Genomic DNA, 18,490 nt, shown 5'->3' with positions numbered 1-18,490 from the left:
TTATGCATCAGTATTATCTTTTTTTTAATCCGCTATATTTTTCCTTGAAAAGCTTGGTTTTGCGTGCTATATATTGATTTTAAATATAAGTAGAAATCTGTGTCCGTTCATTTACTTAACGGACACTAGCTGTTATGTCTGCGTTAAGCTGTTATGATAACCTGTTTATGTCTGCAATAACTAGTTAATAATAACTGGTTCATATCTGCAATAACCTGTTATCACTGCATATATCCAGAACCGTTATACAGCAACACTTCTGTCATCTGGTTATATGTTTACATACAATTTTAACAGCATATTTACTTAACTGGTTATGTAGCCTCATACCTGTTATTTTATCCTGTTATGATATTGCTAAACTAGTTACTAGACTAGGTAACAGCTTAATCCTGACTTAACAGGTTTTGCCGGCGTGGTTATTGGGCATTGGTGGACTGGACTGGCAACTGCGTTGCCGCGTCTCTTGTTTGCTGTGGTAGCTGTGGCGTGGTGTGGCGGCGTTGCCGCGTCTCTCGCGTTCGCTGTGTCGGCGTTGGTGGATTTGGACTGGCAACTGCGTTGCCTCAACGACGACCGCTTCGCGGCGTCTCCTGCGATCGCTCCCAACTCCTAACCCCAATTCTTACCCATTGGATTTTCAGCAATAACTTGAGTAGTTAGCTTGAATAAATCTATGGTTAGCGATCGCCTCCCAAACAGTTATGCAATATTCATTTTTTCTGGCATAACTCCAATGACCGCGCTCAAAAGTTTTTTTTGGCAACGATAGCGATCGCCTACCAACCTCAGTTTTAATATCTGAAAAATTTTTAATTTCTGACCGCGAATAAAATCACCTCATCAATTACGGGCCCGCCGCGTCTCCTCATCCCTATACTGTTTCATCGATGCCAATTTTTATACAAATGTGGTAGTCACCACTGAAAATATCTGCATTTTGTATCAGAGCTTGATACCGTAGTCACGACCTCTATATAAGTAGATATTAACCATCGTGACTACCAAAACCCCAAAACCCCACTTTATAATCCATCCTGGCTAGGGCAATGACTGTACTGTTTTAACCTTGCTACGCTTTATACACAAAATGGTAGTCACCACTGAAGATATCCACATTTTGTATCAGAGCTTGATACCGTAGTCACGACCTCTATATAAGTAGATATTAATCCTCGTGACTACCAAAATCATCGTGACTACCAAACCCTGACTACCAAAACCCCTAAACCTCCAATCTATTTTATGAGCATTGGGCATTGGGCGATCGCCTTTGGTGACAAGCTACGCACCTCTCCACCCCTGCCACAATCGCCTACAGCAAACTTGGGGTAAGATTCCACAGCCAACACCCTACACACCCCTAGAATCCCAAAATTAACCCCACTCGTGATTTAAGTGGGGCATTGGGTATTGGGGAATTAGGGAGAGGTGCGATCGCTAGTAGCCATCTGCAATACTGTAAACTTGTCTTTGTTCCCCAAGCTCTACCCAAAAATCGCTCTGTTCGCCGCTTTTTTCAGCTACAGCTAGGGCAAAGCATAGCGCCATTACAGTATCATCATTTTGCCCAGACGATGCCTCTAGCTTGTTCCCCAGCCTACGGAATGATAGCAACTCATCCTTAATAGGGCTTTTGGCAGGGTAAATTAAAATATTTTTTTCTAGTGCCAGTTGTAGCCCTGTAACCATTGCTGGCTTTGAGTCTCCAGTAGTTTTAATACCTTCAAACTCATAGTTCATAAATTCTTTTGACAAATTTTCTAAGTAAAGCGTACCTACTCCGCCAGTTGTCTCTATCGCTATTTTATCCGGTTGATACTGCTCGATTAGTTTCCCAATCTCATATAAGTTGTATTCACTTGTCTGTTGCCGTTTTCGGTACATCGCTACAACAGAATACTGATGATCTAACTTTTTTAAAACGATAGCTACACAGTAATCACCACCTAGCGTAGCGGTATCTACTCCAATAAAATATTCGGCTGTTTTATTACGTTCTGGCTCCCATTCTCCAATAGCACTAGAGCGTACTAAATCTGAAGTGAAAACAGCTACAGAACTATCAATGAATCGTAGGTCATATTCTCTCATTACTACTTCTTCATCGGTGCTATCCTGCTTCATCCTGTAAGCTAAATAGCCGCCTGGGTATTCCTTATCAATTTTGCTATAAACAGGATGACAACGCCAATGCAAAACTACTTTTAATGTGCCAGCGCTATCGACAAAATAATAGAACCCTGGAATATCACGCCATAGCTCCCCTTCGGCTACCTCTTGGCAGATTTGCTCAATGTCAGCTTGATTGTTTTCTGATAATTTACCCCAATACCACCCCATTTTCGCTGATGGAGTAGAGACAATCAGCTTACTTACTGAATCCCCAACCAAAGCGCTAGCAGCGCTAGAAGCACCATAAATTTGTTCAATATTTTCTATAAATGCACTCTCATCATAAAGTTGATTTGTTATAGAATCTAGACTGCGTATGCCTTCCCGTGAGCTATTCTTAATATAAATATCACCAAGATTTTTTAATTTAATATAGCCAACAGAATCATTATGAGGGGTCACATAGTTTTTTAATCCCTGTAACATCTGCTTTACGCGGCGTGATAATGAGCCAACATCATCCCCGTTACGCATAAAACAAACACTACTACTAGCAGCATTTAAAGAAGTATCATGCAAAAATTTAGAAACTATAGCTTGGGTAGTGCCTAACTGACGACTCTTTACAACAACAATATTGTTATAAGTACTCATTAAACTAACTAACAGTTTTTGGTATTCATAAGGCTTAAACCGCACCATGTCACCACCACTTCGGATGGTACAAAGTTGTACAAAATCTTCCCAATCTTTAGGCACTGGCTTAAAAATGCTTTGCCCTATGAGTTGCGTTTTTATTCGCTTTTCTAGCGCTTTAATCTTGGCTATTGATACTGTCATCTAAAGCCACCTCAATAGCTTCTAGTCGCTCCTCAAGTACTGAGTCCTTAGCTTTCGCTGCTGTGGTTAACAAAACTTGAATGGCTGATACTTTTACCCTTTTTGGCGTATCGGGATCGGTAATTATTGCTTTTAACTCTTGCGCTGCTTGTCTACTGCCACTAACCAATTCTGCGATCGCAGCATCATAAACTTTTACAACCGCATCGCGTAGCATTGTTTTAAAGTCTGGTTCCGTAGCCCAACGATTTATAGTTGATTTGCTCACACCAGTTCTAGCTGATACCTCTTCTCTTGGATAGCCAGCCGCTAATAAACATAATGCTTCGTTCTGAATAGGAGTTAATGACAATTTTTAGTTAATTTCAGTAATGATTTACTCAATTTTAATCATTATTTCTTATTTAGCAAACCTTAGTACGGTTTTTGCTTACTTGATAAATCCGATATTGAGTTAAGAACTGAGTCGTTGTTTAAAACTTCTGCAATTACTATCAATCCGGTTAGCAAAGCGATTTCTATTAGCTCTTTTTCTGTAGGGTAGCCCCGCATCTCAACGATTTTAATATCGCTCAAACATTGGGCTAGTTCATACCAGTTGTTAAACATTTTCACCCAGTAAGCAACAGTTGATTTAATGGAATCTCGCACTCATCCTTAAGCCCCCAGCATCTACGAGCGATCGCAACTCCATCACTGACCGCTTTCAAAATATAGCTTCGGAAGTGGGAGCCAAAACCCGTTTCCTTGATTTCAGCTTGTGTAGCGATCGCCTGTTCTGCTAATTGCTCTAAAGATGGTATCTGCTGATATTCTTGGTGAAGTTGCCAGATGCGTGATTGCTCATCTTGGGTAAGTAATGGCCATGCCTCATCAACTTCTGATTGGGTGAGGTTCAATTCTCCCCAGTGGCGAACTTCCCGCAGTTTCGTTAATGCTATTTCTACTAATGACTGATGACTAACAACTGATGACTCTTGAACAATTGCTAGTGTCTGTGTTTCCTGCTTTGTGTACTGCTCTCCCAATGTAGGAAGTGAATTAATTTCGGGTTCTGCGACTGCCGACAATTGAGAAGATAAAATTTGTGCTTGTGCCTCCAGCTTGGCGGCGGCTAATTTCTCCCTAGCTAGGGTATCGCGTTCTACCCATGCTGTAAAAACTTCTTCACGGCGATCGCTCACGGGAACAGCGCGACCATTTACTAAAACTAGATTTCCCTCATCATCTTTTTGGAAGTCTGGAGCCGGAGCGCCATAAATTCTGACTTGCTGATTACGATTACCTTCTTTTCGTAGCATAGGGAATTTATGCCCAGTCAAGGCAAATACTCGGCGGCAAGCTTCCATCGGTGTTTTTATTTTTGAAAAATCCACACCTAACACCAATTTAAAATCGTAGGAGTTTTTCTTGCCAGTTTCTAGTAATTCAATCGCTGACTGGTGATTATTACTAATTTCCTGAGCTTGCATAATTGCATCAACTTTTAAAGCGTCTAAAGCATCAATCTTTTTATTAATAAGACTTTTGTTAGTATCAGGAATGAAATAATCACCATCGCCATTTTTTAAAGCGGTAGACATTACGTTAATTTCTCTATCTGGTAGAAATTCTCTACCCGTACCCAGGTAATAATGTAAGCGAATTAGCGAATACCAGTTTTTATCATCTTTCTTTACTAAGTCTGAAGTAACCGGAATATTGTAACGCCTCTCAATTTCACCCTTTCTATGTTGTAGCTGTTGCTCCTCAGTTTTGCAATTCTGTTTATCTAATTTTAAAAATTGCTCATCTGTAATGCTTTCAGATACTTCTACACTCTTACAATGTCCGGTGTATTCTTCCTCACAGTTATCATAAATTGCTTGTTTCGTCGCCTCTATTTCTGCGGTTTCTGGTAACTCATTATCACTCAATTCACAGATTATATGCCCCTCATCTTTTAAATCACTAATAATTTGCTTGGAATAGCTATTCATTCCATCATTAATAATAGCCCCCAACTTTGCCCAAGTATTAATACAAATGCTTTCAAAGTTACCTTCTATCGATTCCTCAAAACCCAAATCAACCAGCTTTTTAATATTCGCTCTATTCTTCCTATACTCACCTGCTAGTAAAGCTTTGACGCTGTTTGAGCCATTGCCTACCCTGTTGATACCTACCGGAGCAAGCCAAATATAACGCGGGACTGGAGGGCGATAACGTGACAAATGCTGTCTCACACCATCAGTAGTCTGTACACCTTGAAAAATTCCAAAAACATAATCAAAATGTTTTTCTTCAATTGATACCCCAGTCTCAATAGTTGAGGTTGTGAGAATTAAATCATAATCCTTAACTACCTCATTTAAATTATCTGTGCAGCCAAAAGCAGGATGACCAGGGGTAATTGTAGTTTTAGAATCAATCCGTAAAATTCTTAACTGTGGTAGCAACTTTCTATAGTAAGCCTCTAAATTTCGGGAACCCCATTTAGAACTAGCTCGTTGCCCAGATAAAGCAACAAAACACTTTTTACCATCCTCTAGCTTTTGGGTAAGAACTTTTATTAGTTGTGCTGGATTACTACCCTGTACTAAATTTATCTGCCAAGGTTCCACAAATTTGAATGTGTTCTCAACCAAGAAAGTATCAATTTCTTGACCTATTATCCCTTTGATAAAGTCAATACCAATATCATTTAAGTCAGCATCGGCAATGAAGATTTTACCGCCATAGTTAACAACGTTGAGTAGTAAGCGTTTAAAGTTTTTGATTATGGCTACGCGATCGCTCTGACAAGTAGTACTACTCAACAAATGCCAGATTAGCTGCATGATTTCATCTAGAATCAGCCAGCATCCTTTCCACTCATCAGGGTTAAATTTGGCTTGGCTTTTGGGATGTAAGCTATCAATTACTAACCCCATTCCAAAATGTGAGCCTTGCTCAGTCTGCTTAACTTCGGTAATGAAAGGTAATCCCAGTTTTTTTACAAGCTGAGTTGCTAGCTGTACTCGATGAGTAATTACTAACACTCTCCTCTCACCAGCGCGAATTATCGGATCAGTTAGCCATTGGAGCGAATGAGTTTTCCCCGTGTTTTTTGGTGATTTAAGCCCGATTAGCTGCTTACCCGATGGAATAGCCAACTCACCCAAGTAACGCTGATTTAAGCTCAAATCTGGGGTGTATGTGAGCCGTCTTAGCTGTTTGGTGTTCCACTCATCCAATTTCAGGGCATCACAGTAAATAGTATCGAGTTGCTCACGACCGCAAGCAGCTATCACATCATCAATGCCTTTGCCTAATACTGGATGCCAGCCCATTACTCGGATTTCACAGCCACGCAAAGAAAAAAGCTTGGCAGTTTTGGCGATCGCACTGTTCACACTTCTAACTGTGCTGCGCTTCGTATCGGCATCGAAACAGAAATAAATCCGCCTACACGGTTGAGCAAATGCGGCTAACTGTGGGATAAGGTATGGTGCGCCGCTATTCTCGCCGTATTCATCCTTTGGTTGGCGACATCCTCCCCATATCCCAGGTAAAGCGATCGCAACATAACCACAACTAAGAATAGCAGCCGCTTTTTTACAACCCTCGCAGAGTATAACGGGAATTTGGGTATTGTCTCTTACCCATCGCCAAAAATCACCATAGGGTAAACTTTGGTAATTCTCTGGAAGTGCCACATCATAGCGGCGGCTAATTAATTCCCAGATTTGGGCGGGAACCCGTAAAGCAAAAATTTCTGTATCAACTTTTGGGGGATGCTCATACTTAATTGTCTTGCTGTTCCCGTCGTCTACTCTTGGCGTGTTGGGCTTGAAACATCCCCAAAGGGAATCTAACCCGGTGAGAATATCAACGCCACTACACCACCAGCCACCATCAGAAAGGTGAGCATATCGCCGCATATCTCCATCGCGTAGCCGTCCATCATTGCGGCGGCTGATTCTGTCGGAGTAGACAAGATATTCAAAAGCCGCATTCCCTGACAGCGATTTGAAGTTAAGCGCGGCTATTTGACTATCAATGGTGCTTTTAGCCCATTCTTGCCAGTGGCTTGCTTCAAAATCTTCTCTGACTGGCAAAGTATCAACTGTGAACTGTTCCTCGCTCTGTCGATTATTACGCAATGCCTGAATATTGCTATCAAGGCGATCGCCTCCTGCCTCGTCATTTTTGCTGGAGAATCCTGCAAAAACTTGATCGCCCTTTCCATTCCAGGACTCAATTCTTGAGATTTCGTGCAAAGCTTTTGAGGCATATCTTTGTTTACCTCGCTTATTGAATTGTTTGAAAACCTGCCTTAGTTCTTGATTTAGTGATTTTTTGGGTGAGGTTAGTTTGGCGAATCCTTTATGATTCATACCGCCACCCCATGATCGCAGCTACGAGATTCTGATTTAACTGCGATCGCTAGAGTCGTCAAGCAATTCGCGCAAAGTAGTTTTACCCGTTGGCGATCTATTGACCACGCCTCTATCGCCAAATTACATCTACATCTACACTGTGGGCATCTTTTTGGAGCAGTAAAAGCACTCATGTTGCCACCTTTTGGCAGCAAGCCATTATGAAAATCGCTGTATCGCCTGAATAACCAGCACTTTCAAGCGTTTCAAGTACTTCAGTTAATCGATTTGCCTTAATCAGTAAAATATACTGATGGATGGGGAGGATTTGCGCTAGAATAACTTTAAGTTTTCGAGACGCAAACCCCTGGCTGTAGTAAGTAAGGGGTTTTTGCATTTCTGGCTGTCCTGAGTCGTGAACAGCCCTATCTTTTTAAGTTTTGCGTCTAACGAGTTAATTGGTAAGCTGAGATTAGAAATTAATTTTTAGCTTTGCTGGTTGCAAAGTCTAAAGTGAAACGTTTATCAGACGTTTCTTCGTGCGCTTACCGTGGTTAATCTGCGATCGCACTTAAAAAACTTCGGGCTGTGTGGCTAGCATTTTCTTTGTCTTTTTATAGATAAGCATGAAAAATTATCTACAAACGGGTACGCGCAGCAAGTACCAAAATTGATATATTTCTTTACAATGCTCCGCTCAATTTTTTACTCTTGCCAGTAGTCACTAAATACGTGCCTTTCTCATTTGAGCAAAGGAATTGACTTTGATATTCTTTCGAGCGAGAAATTTTTCTGTTTGCTGCACGACAAACCGACAAATAAGGTTCTAGTACACCATCTTGAAAATCTGTGTCTTGGTTGCTGATTTTTCTAATATCAAGCTCGATTATTTTATGCAGATTTTCTATAAAACTCCTTATTCCATAAGATGTTTTTAGTGCGAGTTTTTGAGTGGCACTGTCTGACAGATATCTCATCCATTCTTGAGATTCCTTGTCTATCTGCCGCTTGCCAGCAATTTCTGTGCTTGGTATGGGAGTAGACAGCCCGTGAGTTCCAATGATTTCCCGGCATTCCGCCACTTCGCACATAAACCAAAGGAAGGATGGAGTAGCAAAAGTCTGCCTATAAATATCACCCAATGGATGAATCATAATTTTGCTACAAAGTACCTTCCTAGCTTCCGACTTATCAGCATAAGGCAGATAAAGACCATATCTCGGCTGTTCAAGGAGCTTAAATACATCTCCTGGTGATGGATCGAAATAGTACAAAAGCCACTGAGACTTAGCTTTATAAAGGTTTTTTAGGTTTTTAAAAAGTTGATAGCTATTACCGTCTGATTTGATAGGAACGCTTTTGAGAAATATTTCAGGGAATTTAGATATTAGCCATAGAAAATCTTTGGTTCGGAGTCTACTAAAGAACTGAAAGCAGTCGCTCCAGCGTCCAAAATCTTCTGTTTTTACCCACTGCTCTAGTATCTTCATCGCCTCTGATTGGCTTCTGCCACAGAACGATGGCATCAAATCGAAAAAAGATGTCATGTTTGATTTTGCGTTCGCATACTTTTGGCTTTTGCAAAACTGAACACTCCCCACTAAGACATTGGGATCATCGTAAATTGTTACATCAATGACCATTGTTGTTAACTTTGTAGTTGTTAATAAATGCGATCGCCTCAATATTGATTGTTAGCTACAGACCGAATCTCGAACATATCTCCCACATTTACACCAAAATATGAACACAGTTTCATAGCCACTTCGCAGTCAATACGATTAAAACTATTTTTTGCGTATCCTCTAATAGCATTTTCGGTAACTCCTACTTCACGAGAAAGTTGAGCAATATTTAGTCCTCTCTCCTCCATGTAGGATCTGAGCTTACAAAACATAATTTGTTTTTCCATTAAAGCCTTGCATATATCCTATCTTTATACTCGACTATTCGATTATCAGAATACATTATATATTTGCTGTATACATATTAAATAATCATATAGTCGAGTATTCGCATAATCGAATAGTTACTGTTACTATGTCTTCAGTGAAGGAAATCACCGGACACTGAAAGTAGATAAAACCTTTATGTATCAAGACTTAGAAGTAATTGACTGTCTAGTTAGTGAACCGAACACTGACCAGACAGCGAACACCACTGACCGAACACCACTGACCGCTAAAAAACTAGCCGAACTGCTAGTAACCACAGAGCGCACAGTTTTTAAATACGCAAATCGTTTGTTAGAAGCTTGGCACTGGCTACCAGAATCAGAGTTTAGAACCGATGGTATCTACACAGACAAAGCACTAAAAGAGATGCGGCGGCTAAAAGCCATTGGTAAATCTTCTGAATATGCCAAGGCAGTAGCCATAGAAAATCAAAAGCCAGCAACACAACAAGCCACTATCAAAGCTACCTCTGCCATAGTTCCCGTTCGGCACACAGAAGCGCTAGAAACCAAACTGGCAACCATCCAGAAAAATACAACCGCGTTAACTGTTTCAGTTCAGGACAGAATCAGCACGATTAAAGGGCGAATTGCCACCGAAGCTAACCGCACCAAAAACAATCAAACTGTGCTGGATGAATTAGAAGCTCAACAAGCGATCGCACGGGGTATAGAGAAAGGTCTGAAGATTTTTGAGTTAGAGCAACAAGCCGCCGCCGCCACAGTTGAGCAATTGACCCTAGAAAAATTACACCAGGGATAAATCAATGCGAGTAACTATCAAACCACATCTAAAGCATTACTTTGACTTACTCCAGCAACAGATGGAATGCGATAACCCAAGCGAAGTTTTGAACTACCTGCTAATGGATTTAAAGCTTAAAGGGTACTCATTCCTGGCTGATTACCAATATGTTCCCCAGGTACAACAGCCAGTATCCAAACCTCAGCCTTTACCCCAAGATGACATTGTTCAAAACGATGACCCTGTTATCAAACGACTATCCGCATTGCTAGAAGATTTTTAAGAGCGATCGTACACCGTCCAAAGTTAGCGATCGCCCTAGTTACAACCCTTTACAAGATTGACAACCAATGAAATTCTACTCTGCATTGCTAGCCATTTCTGTTGTGGCTGGATCTATCATGCCTACCCTGCCTAGCTTTGCCAGTTTTAAAAGCAATCTACCTCAACCAGTAGCAGCAACAGAACAGGTAAACCCGCCACCAAGCCCAGCCCCAGAACCCGAACCAGTGCCACACAGAGGCAAGGGGAGACGCTAAAAAAAAGGGGATGTTGCCAGCATCCCCCTCACAATATTTGTAAAATCCCATTTCTGGAAATGTGTCTTAATTACCCAGCAATTATGCCATATCCCTACTCACTAGAAAAAAGGTTTATGGATGACTTAAATAGCCATATTCAAGATGCAAAGACAGACGAAGTAGAGCTAAAACAAGTCCTCAAAAAATACGATTTAGATGAGGAACTAGCACTTGAATTTAGCGAAATCGACAAAGCATTTAGACAACTAGAAATTAAATATCAATCATTGCTCAACACTAGAAAATTTTTCAACAATGGCAAAAATTGACGTTACAAAAGCAGCCGCGAAAGCTGTAGCTGAGAAGTTAGCAGGGCGTAACCAAAACTCGACATCTGGCAATAATTCCCCATCTGCTACCCCTGCGACTACTCCCATAGATAGCCGTATACCTGGCTTGATGACAGTAACTCCCGATTTAGTACCGGGAATGATGCCAGCTTTTAAGCCAGAAGATTACCGCGTAAATGACCCTTTAAACCCTCCCGAAACTCTCCCACAGGCAAGCCAAAGCCAGCTTGATCGGGGAATGAGAATTTATGAGGGTTCTACACGAGCATTGAAACTTACGGGAGCAGCGCTCGACCTTACACGCGAGAAATTTACTGTAATTGGTAAACACTCAAAAGCCTTTGGTGCTGGCATCCAAGCGGCTACCGAGATTGAAAAAGTCAAGGGTAACTATATTGACTACTTGAATCAAAAAGAGGTTACTACTCAAAAATCAGTTGCTTTGGATGTCAGCCAAGTAAAGACGATCGCTGATACGAATATCTCGGTTTACAGCAAAGATGAACTAAACCAAAAGCTGTTACAGGCACAAATAAAGGCTGAGGAATTGCGACTAAAAACTGTTGAGTCACAGGGAAATCTAGCAAGCTTTAAAGCCCAGTTGGGTGATTATCTGGAGGTGAAGTCATGAGGTTATCTCACAGCTTGGGGTTAAGTGCTTTTAGTTTGTGCGCTGGCTTGGCAGTAGCTTCTGGAGGATTCACTAATGATATAGCCAAAGTAATCTCTATGCTTGGCGTGGGAGCATTGCCAGCAAGTTTTATTACTTACTTTATCGCTGATACTAAATCACAGAGATTGCTAAACGATGCCGAAAGTAAAAACGAGCAAGCAGGTAAAACACTGCATAAAATAATCAGAGATTTCGACACTTGCAAGTCAAAATTAGCTAACATTAGCAGTCAACTGGAGACAGTGAAGGATGAGCTTAAGGAAGCCCGAAATACTATCAACTCGCTAGGTCACAGCAAACTAGAAAACACGGGTTTAATTGCTCAACTGCAAGCCAAGTTGAATCAAGCGTTTACCCAATCACAGCAAGATAAACAACGTATTGAATATTTAGAATCCGAATGTGAGCAATGGGAATTTAACTTTAAATCTCAGGTAGAGACTGAAGCTAATCAACGCTTTCAACTTGCCAAGTCTCAGGAGCTAGAAAAAATCTATCATGAACACGATTCAATAACCAGTGAAGCTATGCAGCTATTTAGGCGGCTACAATCCTGGGGTGAAAAAGTTGCTCATGGTCATGCCTCCAAAGCAGAAATTATTAAAAGTTTGGCCAGTGGCTACAATCAAAATCTTGATGAGGTCAGCAAGGCAATTTCAGAAGAACGCCAAAATTATCTTAGCCAAATCGAATTACTAAACGAGCGTGTAGGTCAACTACAGCAACAACTACAAGGCAATTTGTTAGAACCCGTGTATGGTGATTTTGGTTTTGATGTTAACGGCAAGATAGCTAATTCGATAGCTTATGACATCTGGCAATCCTACAAAATACCCTTAATTGTGAACGGGTTTGAGGAGCATGAAGAATCAATCTCAGTGGGGTATGGTTTCTCAAAATCATTAAATATTCAAAGTTTTTTATATCTGCTTGAACGAGAAAGCAAAGATATTTCAACTCGGATCGGTATTTTCCAGATTTATGATGTCAAATCTGAGAAGACATCACCTAGCATAACCTTGAAGTTTAGACGGGAGCGCCCTAAGCCACTCAACGACGATGGCATTTACAAACTTGGCTTAATTCCTAGTTCCCAATTTGGCGATCGCGTCTTCCTACACACCGACCACAAAACCAAAGGTAAACCCACACTGAGAATTATGTCTGCCACCGGGGGCGGTAAGGGCATTGCTACTAAGAACATCGTCGCCTACTTCCTAACCTTAGATGATTGGGAAATTTGGGTAAGTGACCCATTACACGGTAGTGAGGAAGATTACTGGCATTGTCCAAAAGTGGCCACATCTCCTAGTGAATCAGCCAAAGCTTACTCCGAATTTGTCAAAGTTCATAAGGACAGACAAGCCAAAAGACCAGCAATTACAGATAAGTTTGTCTTGGGCATCTTTGACGAATTTGATAAACAGCACGATGACGATGATAAAAAGACCGCTACCGAAATCATGACTGCCATTAGGCACACCAAACAGCGTCAGATTTTAATCGGTCAATCTGGTGAAGTTGGCTCTAACCATTGGACTTGGGACGCAATGAAAAATTGCTCACTACTATTTATTGAGGATGCTATTGGTACTGCTATCAAACACGATAAAGATTTAGGATGGTCACTGGCCAAAAAACGCGAGATTCAGAGAAAGTATGAAAAGCTTGCAGAGTGGGCAGCAGCTAAAAATGAATCTCAAAATTTGTCAAGTGAGAACGCTTACCGCATAGGTTTAATTGTTGTAGGCGATAGGTATGAATTTTTAGAAATTCCCTCAGCACATAAAGGAATTTTACGAAATGGGGCAGGGATTATCAAAGAATCATTTTCTCAATTGGAGGCAACCAAAAATGAATCTACAAAAGTTGTAGAACTACTAGAGATCGAATGCTCTCACTGTCACTCTGCTAGTTTTGTTAGGCATAAAGCGCATAAAAATTCTATGCTTCACAACTATAAGTGTAAGTCGTGTAACAAGCAGTTTACAGCAAGGAATAACCGTATTTATTAATAGCAACCTCTGAAAAATTGACTTTGTAAGCGTTGGTAGGGTATGGAGGACAGATTATAGGACGGTAGGATTTAGACGCTAAAAGCCTTGATTTAGCGTTGGTGGTAGCGTCCTCAATTTATCTATAGTCAGGTGAGGTAGGTTTGGTGGTTCATGTTAGTAAATCTTTTTTAGGCTTGCGGTATAGGTTTTACAAACTACTAACAAAATAGTGTGGAAATAAGCCCATGAACTCTGATGAAATTACAACGATTATCTATCAACCTAGAAATGATCATGAGCCAGGATTTATATATTTGATGGAAGCAGAGGGTTATCATGGCTTGATTCCCGGTGCTTGGTTACGTCGTTGCAAAATTGGGTTATCTCGTAATCCAGAAGCTAGACTTGATAATTTTCACCGGAATCAACCACCTTGTAATGTTAAGATTCTCAGGACTATTTATGTAGAAAACATGGCAAATATAGAGAGTAAATTACATCAACAATTTAACCAATGCAATGTTGAGTTAATCAAAAGTCAAGAGTGGTTTGATTTTAATCCAGTGCAATTTATGATGGTTAACTGGGAATTTGAAAAGCGATCGCTGTATGTTTTCAGTCTCAGTGAATTGCCAATTAAGCTAATCATTTTCAGCATGATCGGGGTTTTGGGAGTGGGGGCGATCGCTGGAACTCAGTTAGGCTTTTCTCATCAGCCAGAGAGTCAACCTCTGTTGCAGGATGCAAAACATAAAATCAAAAATTAATGGACGCTCACAGAATAAACAGCGTTTATAGTGTCGTGATTGCGGTAGAAATTGACTGAATGAACCTGAAACATTCAACAAAGTGTAGTGGGTACACCAAAATATATTTCCTGTTTTTAATTACCGCCCAAATACTCATAAATGCCCCATTTTTGTACATTTAGGCGGAAATAATTTTTGGAGAGTAACACCCTTAATACTACCAATTACCCCTAGAATACTCCTAAATTACCCCCTAAATACTCATTTTTGAGTATTAGGATTTTCGGATATGTTTTGACACAATTTCACACTGAGAGACATTACTCAAAAACGATGAGCCACCAAGAATCTATCAAAAGTATTTTTAAAATGTTTGTCAAGGACTGTGGAAGCCGCCTTGAAAGAAATTCCCGGCTCATTGCTCAATACAACAGTCAAGTTGAATTTTTAAAAGCCAATGCACAAGAGTTAGTAGATGAAAATCAGCAGATAAAACAAATGATATCTAACTTAGAAGCATTTTTTAGCCAGCCGGACGAGAATAACTAGGCGATCGCTCTATCTGTCATCAGCATTTTTAGCTCACGGTAAAATCTCGCTCTACGCTCCTCAACCATTTTGTAGTGCTGGTATTTTAGCCAGTAGTGCCTAACAATTGGCGCGATTAATGAGGCGATTGCATTGACTAAAATCCAGATAAAAACGATAAGTGCAACTAATACAAAGCTGTCAGATTTCATTGCTTTTGACTCATAAATGGGTTTGAAGTGGATTTATTCAAGGGCTAGGGGATGACCTAGCCCATAGCGATTAAAACGGTGTGTTGCCAGTCTCGTTTACCTTGGCGAGATATCCGCGCCAGTAATCGCCTTCAGTTGTTTTCGGTGGGAGTGCGATCGCTGCGTCGAATTGGCCGTCGAAGTAATCGTTAGAAGTTTGGAATTGTTGGGGTTTAGCAATTGTGAGTAACATACAGACATCCTTATTAACTTGTGGCGGTTAGCAGCCGCCTTTTCTTATCCCTATACTAACCCTCTTATTTATATATTGACAAGTAGTAATGTATAGGGATATTTGATTAATATTCTGATTAGCTCTGAAAATTGTTATGGCTGTACAAGTCAATATGTATTGACATAGCTTTATTCCTTGGTTACTATCTAAATATACGAAATTTGATTTAAGTAACTAAGGAATGCTGATATGTCAAGGCAGTTGGAAGATTCAGAAGATTTAAAAAATACTTATGTTGATGAGCGCGTTAAATGGTTACTGCCACAGTTTGAGGCGATCGCGCCTTATAAAATGAAGGATCGCAAAAAAGGCAAACCCAACGAAGCTTTACTTGGCTGGGAGCAATTAGCAGCGATTGAGGCTAAAAATTTAAAACTTACTTATCCAGACGACCGCCCAGAAGATGAAAAGGAGTTTGGAACAGCAACAACGCAGATTACAAAATTGAAAAAAGCACTGCGAAGCGCTGCAAAAACTGATTTAAAAGATGCTGCTTTGATGAATCCAGTACTCACAATCATTACTCATTTTGGAGATGCCCTAAGCTTTCAATTTAGAAGTTATCGAGAAAATGTAAAAACTAAATACAAAGAAACTGTTGCAGTGCGTAGAGAAGCAACAAATAGAATTGAAATTGATTTAACAGACTCACTTAAATATGCTTACAACATTTTGACTGATATCAAAAATGGTAAAGATGCAAACTGGCTTGATGTTAGTTGTGCGATCGCACTTGCAACAGGCCGTCGTATGGGTGAAGTACATTTATCAGCCACCTTTGAAAAAATTGACACTTACACCGTAGCTTTTAAGGGACAACTAAAAGGTAAGTCCCGTAAGGTGAGACAAGATGATAAAGCAGTTTATCTCAGAGAGGCAGTTTTTAAAATTCCTACGTTATTACCTGCTGATTTACTTTGTTATGCCTTGCAGTGGCTTGATGAAAAAGGTAAACGATTCCCACAAACTGAAGACCCTGAACGGGTTAACAGACGTTTTAGCAAAACCTTAAATCAAGCTTGTAAAGAGTGGGAAATTTTTCCCAAAGATGAACGCACTTATCATAAGTTTCGGGCTGCATATTTGAGGGCATCGGTAGCTAATGAAGCTAAGGGAATAGATAATTATGATTATGTAGCCCTTGCCAGAGCAATACTAGGTGATTGGGATCTTGATACTATCCAAGTCTACGAGCGCTATATTATTAAGCCTGGAACAATTACTCGTATTTAATAAAATCCCTATACATACCCTCTTGACATATAAATTATGAGAGGGTTAGTATAGGGATAATTAATTAAACGATGTTTTGATTATGTCACGAGAAAAAATTGGGTACGAATTAGGTAAAAAGTTAGTTTCAAAACTTGCTGGATTGACAGATAGAGAAAACATCAAAATTGTATGTATAGAAGCTTTTAAAGAACTTGAAACATTAGTATCTCAAGGAAGCTTTGGAGTTGCATCTACCCATGCTAGGAAAGCGATTAAACAAAGTTTTCCAGATAAAGAAGTAGATACCCCAGGATATTACTGGACTACCTCTGGAAAGGGTCAAATAGAACGCTACGAACATTTAGCACTCTACTATTTCTCAACCAAGCAGGAGCGCTGGGAAGAAGTACAGGAAACCACAGAACAATTAACAGAAACTTTTCAATCGGTACAAACAACTTTAAATGATATGAATATTTCACAATTGCAATTAGATGCTGATACTCAAGCAGTGGTAGAAGCCGCGATCGCTCACTCTGGTATATCACTGGCTGATTTTGTTCGTAAAGCTTGCCAAGTGTACGCTAAAACCATCACTGGTAAAGTTAAACAGTTTTCAGAAGATTTGACAGCAGTATCTACAGAAGAATTGAAAAGTGATGTTTATAAAACCCATCCTGGACGCGCTGAGGAACTGGCTAAACGTGCTATTTATGCCTTAGAAATTCACAATAATAATTGCACTGAAAAAAGCCAAAAATGGATGATTACCCAGACGGCTATACAATCGCTCACAGGCAGTAAGCCAGCTACTATCAAGGCAATTTTGGAGAATTATCAAACTCGATTAGATGACCACAACGCCAAGCATGAGCTAAACCCATACGATAATCGCAAAGGTGGCGGCCGCCAAATTGAGAACGAAATTGATTTAGTAGCACTTGTCCCAGATGGACTTGCTGTGGTGTAGCTATGTCTGTAGCGATCGCGTTGAGTGCGATCGCACCTCTCCCTAATTCCCCAATGCCTAATACCCTACTCATGCCGTGAGTGGGGTTAATTTTGGGATTCTGGGGGTGTATATAGTCTTAGCTGTGCGATATTACCCTCAAATTGCTGTAGGCGATTGTGGCGGCTGTGGAGGTGCGATCACCCAATCTCAAATGCCCAATAGTCATAAATTTGGAGGTTTTGGGGTTTTGGTAGTCATGGTCTGGTAGTCACGATGATTTTGGTAGTCACGATAGTTAATATCTACTTATATAGAGGTCGTGACTACGGTATCAAGTTCTGATACAAAATGAGTTGTGCGATCGCGTCCAATGCTCTAAAAATAGATTGGAGGTTTTGGGGTCTGGTAGTTAGGGTTTGGTAGTTAGGGTCTGGTAGTCACGAGGGTTTTGGTAGTCACGAGGATTAATATCTATTTATATAGAGGTCGTGACTACGGTATCAAGCTCTGATACAAAATACGATTTTTTCAGTAGTGACTACAGATTTGTATAAAACTTGGCATTGGTAAAACAGTGTAGGAATGAGAAGACGCGGCGAATACTTTTTTGGGAGCGTGGCGGGCCCGTACTTGATAAGGTGATTTTACTCACGGTCGGAAATTGAAAATTTTTCTGGTATTAAAACTTTAGTTGGTAGGCGATCGCTATCGTTGCCAAAAAAAACTTTTGAGCGCGGTCATAGGAGTTATGCCAGAAAAGAATAATAAAGCATAACTATTGGGGCAAAGCAGGGAGACGCGGCGATCGCAGTTATCCCTATACATAGCCACTAAATAATAGATAAAAATTGAATAACTTACATAACTATACTAGAGGGTTTGACGCATACATGATGGGTATACTAGAGGGTTTGACGCATACATGATGGGTATACTAGAGGGTTTGACGCATACATGATGGGTATACTAGAGGGTTTGACGCATACATGATGGGTATACTAGAGGGTTTGACGCATACATGATGG

The 18,490-nt window shown here is 40.4% G+C and carries 21 protein-coding genes; 11 read left to right on the top strand and 10 right to left on the bottom strand.

The features are described from left to right. Nucleotides 1–397: 397 nt before the first annotated feature. The 8 genes from LC608_RS33670 to LC608_RS33640 all read right to left on the bottom strand — a co-directional run bounded on the left by LC608_RS33670 (nucleotide 398) and on the right by LC608_RS33640 (nucleotide 9,192). Nucleotides 398–622, bottom strand: a complete 225-nt coding sequence (locus LC608_RS33670; protein WP_229557717.1) for a hypothetical protein — start codon at nucleotides 620–622, stop codon at nucleotides 398–400. Between the two features lie 818 nt (nucleotides 623–1,440). After that, the gene (locus LC608_RS33665; RefSeq protein ID WP_229557716.1) at nucleotides 1,441–2,955 is read right to left on the bottom strand and encodes a Terminase-like family protein; all 1,515 of its coding nucleotides are present in this window, start codon (nucleotides 2,953–2,955) and stop codon (nucleotides 1,441–1,443) included. Then, complete coding sequence (locus tag LC608_RS33660; RefSeq protein WP_229557715.1) at nucleotides 2,930–3,307, bottom strand: hypothetical protein; 378 nt, start codon at nucleotides 3,305–3,307, stop codon at nucleotides 2,930–2,932. Before LC608_RS33660 ends, LC608_RS33665 begins: the two co-directional genes overlap by 26 nt. A 62-nt stretch (nucleotides 3,308–3,369) precedes the next feature. Beyond that, entirely contained in the window at nucleotides 3,370–3,564 is a 195-nt protein-coding gene (locus tag LC608_RS33655) for a hypothetical protein (protein WP_229557714.1), read from the bottom strand. A gap of 2 nt (nucleotides 3,565–3,566) precedes the next feature. Continuing rightward, nucleotides 3,567–7,313 (bottom strand): plasmid replication protein, CyRepA1 family, encoded by a 3,747-nt coding sequence (locus LC608_RS33650; RefSeq protein ID WP_229557713.1) that lies wholly within the window; start codon nucleotides 7,311–7,313, stop codon nucleotides 3,567–3,569. Then, nucleotides 7,310–7,435, bottom strand: a complete 126-nt coding sequence (locus LC608_RS37095) for a hypothetical protein (protein WP_267871310.1) — start codon at nucleotides 7,433–7,435, stop codon at nucleotides 7,310–7,312. The genes LC608_RS33650 and LC608_RS37095 overlap by 4 nt, the downstream gene beginning before the upstream one ends. Nucleotides 7,436–7,978: 543 nt before the next feature. Beyond that, nucleotides 7,979–8,842 (bottom strand): hypothetical protein, encoded by an 864-nt coding sequence (locus LC608_RS33645; RefSeq protein ID WP_229557712.1) that lies wholly within the window; start codon nucleotides 8,840–8,842, stop codon nucleotides 7,979–7,981. Nucleotides 8,843–8,976: 134 nt separating this feature from the next. Further along, the gene (locus tag LC608_RS33640) at nucleotides 8,977–9,192 is read right to left on the bottom strand and encodes a helix-turn-helix transcriptional regulator (RefSeq protein ID WP_267871311.1); all 216 of its coding nucleotides are present in this window, start codon (nucleotides 9,190–9,192) and stop codon (nucleotides 8,977–8,979) included. Nucleotides 9,193–9,385: 193 nt separating this feature from the next. On the opposite strand from LC608_RS33640, the gene LC608_RS33635 reads away from it, so the two are divergent. From LC608_RS33635 to LC608_RS33600, 8 genes are all read left to right on the top strand, one after another. After that, a complete protein-coding gene (locus tag LC608_RS33635) occupies nucleotides 9,386–10,012 on the top strand; it encodes a hypothetical protein (RefSeq protein ID WP_229557711.1) in 627 nt (208 codons plus the stop codon). Nucleotides 10,013–10,016: 4 nt separating this feature from the next. Continuing rightward, entirely contained in the window at nucleotides 10,017–10,277 is a 261-nt protein-coding gene (locus LC608_RS33630; protein WP_229557710.1) for a hypothetical protein, read from the top strand. Between the two features lie 67 nt (nucleotides 10,278–10,344). Then, nucleotides 10,345–10,533: a hypothetical protein gene (locus tag LC608_RS33625; RefSeq protein ID WP_229557709.1), complete on the top strand. Its 189-nt coding sequence runs from the start codon at nucleotides 10,345–10,347 to the stop codon at nucleotides 10,531–10,533. 116 nt (nucleotides 10,534–10,649) lie between these two features. Then, the gene (locus LC608_RS33620) at nucleotides 10,650–10,844 is read left to right on the top strand and encodes a hypothetical protein (RefSeq protein ID WP_229557708.1); all 195 of its coding nucleotides are present in this window, start codon (nucleotides 10,650–10,652) and stop codon (nucleotides 10,842–10,844) included. Next, the gene (locus LC608_RS33615; RefSeq protein WP_229557707.1) at nucleotides 10,831–11,496 is read left to right on the top strand and encodes a hypothetical protein; all 666 of its coding nucleotides are present in this window, start codon (nucleotides 10,831–10,833) and stop codon (nucleotides 11,494–11,496) included. Before LC608_RS33620 ends, LC608_RS33615 begins: the two co-directional genes overlap by 14 nt. Continuing rightward, nucleotides 11,493–13,553 carry a hypothetical protein gene (locus tag LC608_RS33610; protein WP_229557706.1) on the top strand — a complete coding sequence of 687 codons (2,061 nt, stop codon included), beginning with the start codon at nucleotides 11,493–11,495 and terminating at the stop codon, nucleotides 13,551–13,553. The genes LC608_RS33615 and LC608_RS33610 overlap by 4 nt, the downstream gene beginning before the upstream one ends. A gap of 227 nt (nucleotides 13,554–13,780) precedes the next feature. After that, entirely contained in the window at nucleotides 13,781–14,302 is a 522-nt protein-coding gene (locus tag LC608_RS33605; RefSeq protein WP_229557705.1) for a GIY-YIG nuclease family protein, read from the top strand. Nucleotides 14,303–14,653: 351 nt separating this feature from the next. Further along, nucleotides 14,654–14,833, top strand: coding sequence for a hypothetical protein (locus tag LC608_RS33600; RefSeq protein WP_229557704.1), 180 nt, complete (start codon nucleotides 14,654–14,656; stop codon nucleotides 14,831–14,833). Here the strand turns inward: LC608_RS33600 and LC608_RS33595 are convergent. Then, entirely contained in the window at nucleotides 14,830–15,024 is a 195-nt protein-coding gene (locus LC608_RS33595) for a hypothetical protein (RefSeq protein WP_229557703.1), read from the bottom strand. The genes LC608_RS33600 and LC608_RS33595 overlap by 4 nt on opposite strands. A 70-nt stretch (nucleotides 15,025–15,094) precedes the next feature. Further along, nucleotides 15,095–15,256, bottom strand: coding sequence for a hypothetical protein (locus LC608_RS33590; RefSeq protein ID WP_229557702.1), 162 nt, complete (start codon nucleotides 15,254–15,256; stop codon nucleotides 15,095–15,097). 231 nt (nucleotides 15,257–15,487) lie between these two features. Here LC608_RS33590 and LC608_RS33585 point away from each other — a divergent pair, with 231 nt between their 5' ends. The 3 genes from LC608_RS33585 to LC608_RS33575 all read left to right on the top strand — a co-directional run bounded on the left by LC608_RS33585 (nucleotide 15,488) and on the right by LC608_RS33575 (nucleotide 17,733). Next, complete coding sequence (locus LC608_RS33585) at nucleotides 15,488–16,531, top strand: protelomerase family protein (protein ID WP_229557701.1); 1,044 nt, start codon at nucleotides 15,488–15,490, stop codon at nucleotides 16,529–16,531. 82 nt (nucleotides 16,532–16,613) lie between these two features. After that, nucleotides 16,614–17,483 (top strand): hypothetical protein, encoded by an 870-nt coding sequence (locus tag LC608_RS33580; RefSeq protein ID WP_229557700.1) that lies wholly within the window; start codon nucleotides 16,614–16,616, stop codon nucleotides 17,481–17,483. Between the two features lie 106 nt (nucleotides 17,484–17,589). After that, complete coding sequence (locus tag LC608_RS33575) at nucleotides 17,590–17,733, top strand: hypothetical protein (RefSeq protein WP_229557699.1); 144 nt, start codon at nucleotides 17,590–17,592, stop codon at nucleotides 17,731–17,733. Nucleotides 17,734–18,490: the final 757 nt, after the last annotated feature.

Source organism: Nostoc sp. XA010 (assembly GCF_020829625.1).
Classification (GTDB): Bacteria; Cyanobacteriota; Cyanobacteriia; order Cyanobacteriales; family Nostocaceae; genus Nostoc.
The sequence above is the reverse complement of the archived record's forward strand: the minus strand, read 5'-3'. Positions and strand labels throughout refer to the sequence as shown.